1 rRNA gene is annotated in these 1,914 nt (G+C 55.5%); it reads right to left on the bottom strand.

The window, feature by feature from the left end:
- Positions 1-197: 197 nt before the first annotated feature.
- Positions 198-1,726, bottom strand: a 16S ribosomal RNA gene (locus tag TVC13_RS17970).
- Positions 1,727-1,914: the final 188 nt, after the last annotated feature.

Raw genomic sequence — 1,914 nt, 5'->3', positions numbered from 1 at the left:
CCGTACCCCAGGCCAGCTTTCCAACCCCCCAAAGGAGGCGTACTCACCAGACCCGGAAACACCCGGACAAACCTGTTCATTGATATTCCACCCATGAGCACCCGCCGAAGAACATATGCCTTCGCAGCGGGCTTTACTCCTGGAAACCGTGCATCCAACACTGTGGAAGAACACAACACGTTTCAGGTGCTCCTTAGAAAGGAGGTGATCCAGCCGCACCTTCCGGTACGGCTACCTTGTTACGACTTAGTCCCAATCGCCGGTCCCACCTTCGACGGCTCCCTCCCACAAGGGGTTAGGCCACCGGCTTCGGGTGTTACCAACTTTCGTGACTTGACGGGCGGTGTGTACAAGGCCCGGGAACGTATTCACCGCAGCGTTGCTGATCTGCGATTACTAGCGACTCCAACTTCATGAGGTCGAGTTGCAGACCTCAATCCGAACTGAGACCGGCTTTTTGGGATTAGCTCCACCTCACAGTATCGCAACCCTTTGTACCGGCCATTGTAGCATGCGTGAAGCCCAAGACATAAGGGGCATGATGATTTGACGTCGTCCCCACCTTCCTCCGAGTTGACCCCGGCAGTCTCCTATGAGTCCCCGGCATAACCCGCTGGCAACATAGAACGAGGGTTGCGCTCGTTGCGGGACTTAACCCAACATCTCACGACACGAGCTGACGACAACCATGCACCACCTGTAAACCGGCCACAAGTGGGGAGCGTATTTCTACGCTTTACCGGTTCATGTCAAGCCTTGGTAAGGTTCTTCGCGTTGCATCGAATTAATCCGCATGCTCCGCCGCTTGTGCGGGCCCCCGTCAATTCCTTTGAGTTTTAGCCTTGCGGCCGTACTCCCCAGGCGGGGCACTTAATGCGTTAGCTACGGCGCGGAAAACGTGGAATGTCCCCCACACCTAGTGCCCAACGTTTACGGCATGGACTACCAGGGTATCTAATCCTGTTCGCTCCCCATGCTTTCGCTCCTCAGCGTCAGTTAATGCCCAGAGACCTGCCTTCGCCATCGGTGTTCCTCCTGATATCTGCGCATTTCACCGCTACACCAGGAATTCCAGTCTCCCCTACATCACTCTAGTCTGCCCGTACCCACTGCAGACCCGGGGTTGAGCCCCGGGCTTTCACAGCAGACGCGACAAACCGCCTACGAGCTCTTTACGCCCAATAATTCCGGATAACGCTTGCGCCCTACGTATTACCGCGGCTGCTGGCACGTAGTTAGCCGGCGCTTCTTCTGCAGGTACCGTCACTTTCGCTTCTTCCCTGCTGAAAGAGGTTTACAACCCGAAGGCCGTCATCCCTCACGCGGCGTCGCTGCATCAGGCTTCCGCCCATTGTGCAATATTCCCCACTGCTGCCTCCCGTAGGAGTCTGGGCCGTGTCTCAGTCCCAGTGTGGCCGGTCACCCTCTCAGGCCGGCTACCCGTCGTCGCCTTGGTGGGCCATTACCCCAACCAACAAGCTGATAGGCCGCGAGTCCATCCAAAACCGCATAAAGCTTTCCACCCCCATGGCATGCGCCAGGAGGTCGTATCCGGTATTAGACCCGGTTTCCCAGGCTTATCCCGAAGTCAAGGGCAGGTTACTCACGTGTTACTCACCCGTTCGCCACTAATCATTCTGTGCAAGCACAGAAGTCATCGTTCGACTTGCATGTGTTAAGCACGCCGCCAGCGTTCATCCTGAGCCAGGATCAAACTCTCCGTAAATGTGTTACAGACACACAACCGGAGCCAAGGAAAATTGGCTGCACAGTCATGCACTAAATTCGAAACCAGCTAAAAAAACCATCCACACCCACGGGGTGGGCAGGACAGCCAATTCAACCAATCAATAAATAATCGGTATCAATAAACTTGGCACACTATTGAGTTCTCAAACAACAGGCACATCCGGC

This window comes from Arthrobacter sp. 3Tela_A (genome assembly GCF_049311025.1).
In the GTDB taxonomy this organism is placed as follows: domain Bacteria; phylum Actinomycetota; class Actinomycetes; order Actinomycetales; family Micrococcaceae; genus Arthrobacter_B.
Note: the sequence above shows the minus strand (reverse complement) of the source record. Positions and strands in the feature narration are given on the sequence as shown.